This is a genomic window from Butyricimonas sp. RTP31003st1_G1_RTP31003_210430, from assembly GCF_040920905.1.
GTDB classification, from domain to species: Bacteria; Bacteroidota; Bacteroidia; order Bacteroidales; family Marinifilaceae; genus Butyricimonas; species Butyricimonas paravirosa.
Map to the genome: position 1 here is coordinate 23,569 of NZ_JBCOSQ010000064.1, position 6,795 is coordinate 30,363.

Here is a 6,795-nt window from a genome sequence, read left to right on the forward strand (position 1 = left end):
AGGAGGGGTGAGGTTGTGGGTGGAAATCACGTAATCGCAAATCATTAAATCACTCAAACGATAGGATCTAAAATTAGAACGGGATGGTAAAATATTCGGAAGAGATAGATATTCGGGGGCATTATACGGATTTGGAAGGACGCTTGATCATGAAGTCCTTGTGCGATCTGTTTAATGACGTGGCGAACGTACAGACTTACGCGCTGAAAATAGACGTGCCCACGTTGAACGAGCAAGGATTGACATGGATGCTGCACAAATTACATATTTTGATTAACCGGATGCCGGAACAGGGGGAGAACGTGACGTTGGAAACATGGCCGTCGGGTATTGATCGTTTATTCGCGATTCGTGATTTTAGAATGGTGGCAGGAGAAGAGGTTTTATTGCGGGCTACTTCAGAGTGGATGGTGATAGATGTAAATCGTCGCCGTCCCGTGCGTTTGCCGGCTTGCGTGACGGAGACCGCCGCTTTCTGCGTGGATGGTATTCGGGAAATTCCTTTCGAGTTGGATACGAAAAAAATGCCGATAGACTTCGAAAGCACCCGTCGTTTCACGGCAACATACGATAATATCGATTTCAACAAGCACGTCACTCAAGCCACGTATGTGCGCTGGGTTACTAATTCTTTGTCTTACGAGTTCTTGAAGGACCACGAGATCACGGAGTTGGAAATTATTTACGAACATGAAGTGTTACCGGATAGTGTTGTGTGTGCCGGATGTCATGTTGAGGAGGAAGAAAATTGTGTGAAAGTATATCACCAAGTGAGAAATGAAAGTTTGGATAAAACGCATTGTTTTGCTGTTAGTTACTGGAAAAAGCGGTAAGAATTGGGTATATCTTTTACTGTTTATTTCGTGAAATTCGGGTTAAAATACCGCTTATTTGTTTTGCGATAACGAGAAAATACTATATATTTGCGCCGTTAAAAAATGCCCAAGTGGTGAAATTGGTATACACGCTACTTTGAGGTGGTAGTGGCCGTTCGGCTGTGCAAGTTCGAGTCTTGTCTTGGGCACAAATACCCTTCCTAATCGATTGATTTTGAAGGGTATTTTTGTTAAAGAGAATCCCTGTTGGAATGATTACGATTTTGGATATCGTTTTCTTTAAAGCCTGTTTAAATTTTGTTGAACAAACTTTTGTCGTTGTTTGATTACCTCTAGGTCATGCCAATGTTCCTTCAATGTTCCTATATGTCTTCGTCTTGATTCGTGCCGCGTTTAAATGTGTTTCCTCCGGCGATCACTCGCAAGTGACACGGAGAAAGCACGGAGAAGACACGGAGAAAACCTAGCCAAACAATAGAGTAACAGCGTATTATAGGAGTAATAAAGCACTTGTTGGAGGATAACTATCTTATAGCGAGATGGTTGGTCTGAAAAATACATGTAAATTCGAGAAATTCTCTTCCTGCAAGGTCGTTAGATAAATCCTTTTTGACGGGGCAGTCTAAAAAGTCCTGCTTGTATTTGCCAACTACCCCCTCCAGCTCCCCCTTACACAGGGGGAGAGCTGATTACCAAGCGGTTTGGGGCTGTCCGAAAAGTCATTTTTTAAACTCCCTCCCGGCTTCGCCGTACTCCCTCTATAAACAGAGGGAGAGTTGAAATACTCCCTGTCTTCGGGAGAAGTCACCAGCTCCTCCTCTGTTTATAGAGGAGGTGGCACGAAGTGACGGAGGAGTTTTTTGATGATAAAATGACTTTTTGGACAGCCCCTTAGTGGGGGTAGTTGTTTAAAATTGACTTTTTGAGACAGTCCCATTAGTTTCGCCTTTATATTGTATGATGGCGTGAATTGAGGTTTTTTCTTTACTTTTGCCTGCGAGATAAAAATTAATATATATTTTCAGTACATCGAACATGCTTAATATGGCTGATCGACGTTACTCGGAATGATATAAATACGTGTTGGATTGTCGGAAAAAGAAACGAGAGAGAATGAATAATCAGAGTTATGGAAGAAAAAATAAAAACTCTTTTCAAACAATATAGTGGTAGTGATGCACGGCGAGTGGAGCCGTTGCCGGTGTCCGGTTCGGCCCGGAGATATTACCGGGTGTTTACGGGAGACCGGACATACGTGGGTGTGTACCACGAGAATTTGCGGGAGAATCGTTTGTTCGTGGATTTTACACGGCATTTTGAAAAATCCCGTTTGCATGTTCCGCACGTGTATTGTGTTTCGGAGGACGGGTTTTCTTATTTACAGGATGATCTGGGGCCGGATATGTTGCTGGATGTCGTGGAGCGGGAGCGAGAGGGTGAATTCCTGAGCGAGCATACCATGGAATTGTATCGGAAAGCCTTGTCCGAGTTGTTGAAATTCCAGTTGGAGGGAGGAAAGGGACTGGATTATTCGGGATGTCTGCCTCGTCCTGTCTTTGATGAACGTTGTATCCGGTGGGATTTGAACTATTTTAAATATTGTTTTTTGAAATTGGCGGGAGTGGAGGTCGACGAGGATCGGCTGGAGAATGATTTTGATCGGTTGACGGCGAAACTGGTCATGGCCGGGACGGATGGTTTCATGTTCCGGGATTTCCAGTCCAGAAATATCATGGTTGTTGATAACGAGGTGTATTTTATCGATTACCAGGGAGGAAGGCAAGGGGCTTTGCACTATGACGTGGCGTCCTTATTATATGACGCGATAGTGAAAATTCCTGAAAGTCAAAAGGAAGAATTATTAGATTTCTATATCCGGGAATTGACGGAGAGCGAGCCGGGATTCGCGGAAAAGTTCCGGGAAATATATTATCATTTCGTGCTGGTGCGTTTGTTACAGGCTATGGGTGCGTTTGGATTACGCGGTCTGCACGAGGGAAAACCTCATTTTATTGACTCGATTGTTCCCGGTTTGCAGGGGATTCGCACGTTGTTTGAATCCGGCAAGCTGGAAGGAGAATATCCCGAGATTCAGTATGCTATCCGAATGGCTTTTGAAAAATACTTTGTACCTTTGCACCCTGAAAGTAAAGAATAACCATTAAAATAATAGACAGATATGAACACTGTTGCAGAACAAGTAGCGTCACATTTGCTACAGATCAAAGCGATAAAATTAGAGCCGAATCACCCTTTTACATGGGCTTCCGGGTGGAAATCTCCCATTTATTGCGATAACCGGAAGACGTTGTCTTACCCGGAAGTACGTACGTATATTCGGGACCAGTTCGTGAATTTGATTAAAACAAAATACCCACAGGTGGAATTGATCGCCGGGGTGGCTACCGGTGCTATTGCCCAAGGAGCTTTGGTTGCACAGGAATTGGGGTTGCCGTTCGTGTACGTGCGTTCTGCTGCCAAGAATCACGGGTTGGAAAATCTGATTGAAGGTGAATATAAAGAAGGTCAAAAAGTGGTCGTGGTGGAGGATCTGATCTCTACCGGGGGGTCCAGCTTGCAGGCCGTGGAGGCGTTGAGAAATGCAGGATGTGACGTGTTGGGAATGGTGGCTATTTTCACCTATGGATTCCAGAAAGCGATAGATAATTTCACGAATGCTCATTGCGTACTGGATACGTTGAGTGACTACAACGCCATGATTGACCTGGCCCAGAAGACCGGGTACGTGCAGGAGAGCGATGTGGCCAAGTTGAAGGAGTGGCGTCTGAGCCCGGAATCTTATAAATAAAAGGTATGGCAACACGAGTTGTTAGTGACGTTCAGAAAATAAATAGTGCGATTGCAGACGTGTACGCGTTTCTTTCTGATTTCTCGAAGATCGGAAAATTGATCGAGACGGCTCGCCAGATGGGGGCCGGTAATCAAATGCCGGAACTGGCTGACAAGATCGAGGACGTTCGCACCACGGAAGATTCCTGCACTTTTATGGTAAAAGGCGTTGGTGAAATGGGAATGAAAATCGTGGAGAGGGAAGAACCGAAATTGATTAAACTGGAGGGGGATGGACGTTTGCCTTTTGAATTTCAAGTATGGATTCAGTTGTTGGATAACGGCCCTTATGATACCCGGTTACGAATAACGGCAGAGGCGGAGTTGAACATGATGATGAAAATGTTGCTGAAGGGGAAACTGGAAAAGGGAATCAATCAACTGGCAGAAGGTCTGGCAAAAATTCCTTACGGATATATACGATAATAAAAAAGCTCTTCATCGTGAAGAGCTTTTTTGGTTATTTGGATAGATCGTCAAAATCAATGTCGTCAAATTTGTTTGTTTCAACTTCTTCTTGGACTGCCATTGTTTCTCCGTTAAGAGCTGCTTTGATGTAAGCGACAGCGTTGTCAAGCCCCTCTGCAAATTTATCAAAGTCTTCTTTGTATAAAAAGATCTTGTGCTTTTCGTAATTCTGAGAACCGTCTTTTTCGAGTTTCTTTTTGCTTTCAGTAATCGTTAGATAGTAATCGTTATTACGAGTAGCTTTTACATCAAAAAAATAAGTCCTTTTCCCTGCTCTCACCGGTTTTGAATAGATCTCATCCCGATCATTCATTTCCATACCGTCATTCTTTTCGTAACCTTCCATGTTTAAATTAAAATTATTAATTAGACTTTGCGTTTCAAAAGTAGGAAAAATAATATAACAACATCCATTTTTGTAATATTTTTTTCTCCTTGTCTATCAATATCTTACTTTACTGAAAACGTTTTAAAAAGCGTGTATTTGTTTGAAATAGGTGTAATAAATTGGTAATCATTGTGTTGGTCTGGATAAGGTAAACGAGAGACGGTTGTTTTCGCCAAGTACAATAAAAATGAATTTTACCGGTTCATGGGTAGGTGGTTATATAGTGTGATGATGAATATTGTTTCCGGGGCATTTTGATACATAGTTGTACAAAACGAATAAAACCGTATCTTTGTATGTTTTAAATTCGTAAATTTCAGACAATGGAGACAGTAGTAAGTGGAATTAGGCCTACGGGTAATTTGCACCTGGGAAATTATTTTGGTGCGGTGAAGAATTTTCTAAAAATGCAGGACGAGTATAAATGTTTCTTTTTTATTGCCGATTGGCACTCGTTAACGACGCATCCGCACCCGGGTAACGTGGTGGAGAACGTGCGGAAGATTCTGGCGGAGTACCTCGCTTGTGGTTTGAATCCAGAGAAGGCGACAATTTACGTGCAAAGTGATATAAAGGAGATTGCCGAGTTGTATTTGTATTTAAACATGAATGCTTATCTTGGCGAGTTGGAGCGCACGACTACTTTTAAGGAAAAGGCTCGTAAACAGCCGGATAACGTGAATGCAGGTTTGTTGACCTATCCCACGTTGATGGCCGCGGATATTATTATACACAGGGCTCATAAAGTGCCTGTCGGAAAAGATCAGGAGCAAAACATGGAGATGGCCCGGAAATTTGCCCGGAGATTTAATACCATATACGGGAGTGAGTTGTTTCCGGAACCGGCATCTTTCTCCTACACGGGAGAAGGAATCAAGATTCCGGGGTTGGATGGTTCCGGGAAGATGGGAAAATCAGAGGGAAATGCTATTTATCTGGTTGACGATGCTGCAACAATACGTAAAAAGGTGATGAAAGCCGTAACCGATAGCGGGCCAACCGAGCCGAACAGCGTGAAACCGGAGGTGATCCAGAATTTATTTACCTTGATGGATGTCGTTTCTTCGAAAGACACGTATGATTATTTCAACGAGAAGTATAATGATTGTGAAATTCGTTACGGAGATTTGAAAAAACAGTTGGCGGAAGATATTATTAATTTCTGCTCTCCGATTCGGGAACGAATCATGGAATACGCTGCTAACCCGGATAATCTGGATAAGGTTGCTGCGGCCGGGGCCGAAAAAGCAAGGGCTAGTGCGGCAACTACGATGAAAGAAGTGCGTAAACTTATCGGTTTCCGCTAGTAGTATAAACATAGAATTGAAAATTGAAATGCCCTGTCATTTTCAATTTTCAATTTTCAATTTTCAATTGTTATGTACGAATATATAAAAGGTGAATTAGTGGAGGCAACTCCGGCAAATGCGGTTGTTGATTGTGGCGGGGTCGGGTATTATATTCATATTTCGGTTAATACTTATTCTAAGATCGCTTCCCAGAATCAGGTTATGCTTTATATTCACCAGATCGTGCGGGAAGATGCTCATTTGTTGTATGGTTTTTTTTCTAAGGAGGAGAGAAGTTTGTTTCGGGCATTGATTTCTGTTTCCGGAATTGGCGCTAACACTGCGAATGTCATGTTGAGTTCAATGTCGGTGGAGGAGATAACTGGAGCGATACTTACAGAGAATGTAAATGCTATAAAGAGCGTGAAGGGAATAGGTGTGAAGACTGCTCAGCGTGTTATTATAGAGTTGAAGGATAAAGTAGGTAAAGAGGGTGTTCCTGTAGAGGGGTTGAGTCTTTCTACGAGTGCGGTTCGGGAAGAAGCACAAGCTGCTTTGGTGATGTTGGGCTTTGCTCGAGCCCAGGTGGCGAAGACGTTGGACAAGATTTTGGCTTCGGAAAAGGTCGAAACAGTTGAGAATCTTATCAAGTTGGCTTTAAAACATTTGTAATTTCACTATCTCCTGTCGGTGTTTTCCTCGGCGCTAGTTCGCCGTTGGGCTATACCATGAACATAGCATATACATAGCATATACATGGCATGAACACTGGCGTGTGTGGTTGTCGAGTTCTTGGAGAGCAGTTGTCGAGTTCTCGTGGTAGCCCGTTCCCCTTTTAACCCCGAGCAAGGGGTGATGACAGGGTGCGAACGGGTAGAAGACAGGAGTTAAAGGCGTATCAAATTCGAATCAAGGACGAATCAAAGACGTTCACGGGTGTCCATGAAAGGTGCTTGCCGGGCGA

7 protein-coding genes and 1 tRNA gene are annotated in these 6,795 nt (G+C 43.2%); 7 read left to right on the top strand and 1 reads right to left on the bottom strand.

All coding sequences use genetic code 11. The features are described 5' to 3' along the window. Window positions 1-83: 83 nt before the first annotated feature. The 5 genes from AB5542_RS16830 (at window position 84) to AB5542_RS16850 (ending at window position 4,112) form a co-directional block, all read left to right on the top strand. Window positions 84-833 carry an acyl-[acyl-carrier-protein] thioesterase gene (locus tag AB5542_RS16830; RefSeq protein ID WP_087421919.1) on the top strand — a complete coding sequence of 250 codons (750 nt, stop codon included), beginning with the start codon at window positions 84-86 and terminating at the stop codon, window positions 831-833. A 107-nt stretch (window positions 834-940) separates the two neighbouring features. Further along, window positions 941-1,024, top strand: a tRNA-Leu gene (locus AB5542_RS16835). Between the two features lie 941 nt (window positions 1,025-1,965). Then, window positions 1,966-2,994 (top strand): aminoglycoside phosphotransferase family protein, encoded by a 1,029-nt coding sequence (locus AB5542_RS16840; protein ID WP_279039998.1) that lies wholly within the window; start codon window positions 1,966-1,968, stop codon window positions 2,992-2,994. 21 nt (window positions 2,995-3,015) lie between these two features. Next, window positions 3,016-3,645: an orotate phosphoribosyltransferase gene (gene pyrE / locus AB5542_RS16845; protein WP_027201274.1), complete on the top strand. Its 630-nt coding sequence runs from the start codon at window positions 3,016-3,018 to the stop codon at window positions 3,643-3,645. Window positions 3,646-3,650: 5 nt separating this feature from the next. Further along, entirely contained in the window at window positions 3,651-4,112 is a 462-nt protein-coding gene (locus AB5542_RS16850) for an SRPBCC family protein (protein ID WP_279039999.1), read from the top strand. A 34-nt stretch (window positions 4,113-4,146) separates the two neighbouring features. Here the strand turns inward: AB5542_RS16850 and AB5542_RS16855 are convergent, their stop codons facing one another. Beyond that, the gene (locus AB5542_RS16855; RefSeq protein ID WP_027201276.1) at window positions 4,147-4,500 is read right to left on the bottom strand and encodes a DUF3276 family protein; all 354 of its coding nucleotides are present in this window, start codon (window positions 4,498-4,500) and stop codon (window positions 4,147-4,149) included. Window positions 4,501-4,865: 365 nt separating this feature from the next. On the opposite strand from AB5542_RS16855, the gene trpS reads away from it, so the two are divergent. Together trpS and ruvA are read left to right on the top strand one after the other, a co-directional pair. Next, window positions 4,866-5,849 (top strand): tryptophan--tRNA ligase, encoded by a 984-nt coding sequence (trpS, locus tag AB5542_RS16860; protein ID WP_279040000.1) that lies wholly within the window; start codon window positions 4,866-4,868, stop codon window positions 5,847-5,849. 72 nt (window positions 5,850-5,921) lie between these two features. Further along, entirely contained in the window at window positions 5,922-6,503 is a 582-nt protein-coding gene (gene ruvA / locus AB5542_RS16865) for a Holliday junction branch migration protein RuvA (RefSeq protein WP_087421915.1), read from the top strand. Window positions 6,504-6,795: the final 292 nt, after the last annotated feature.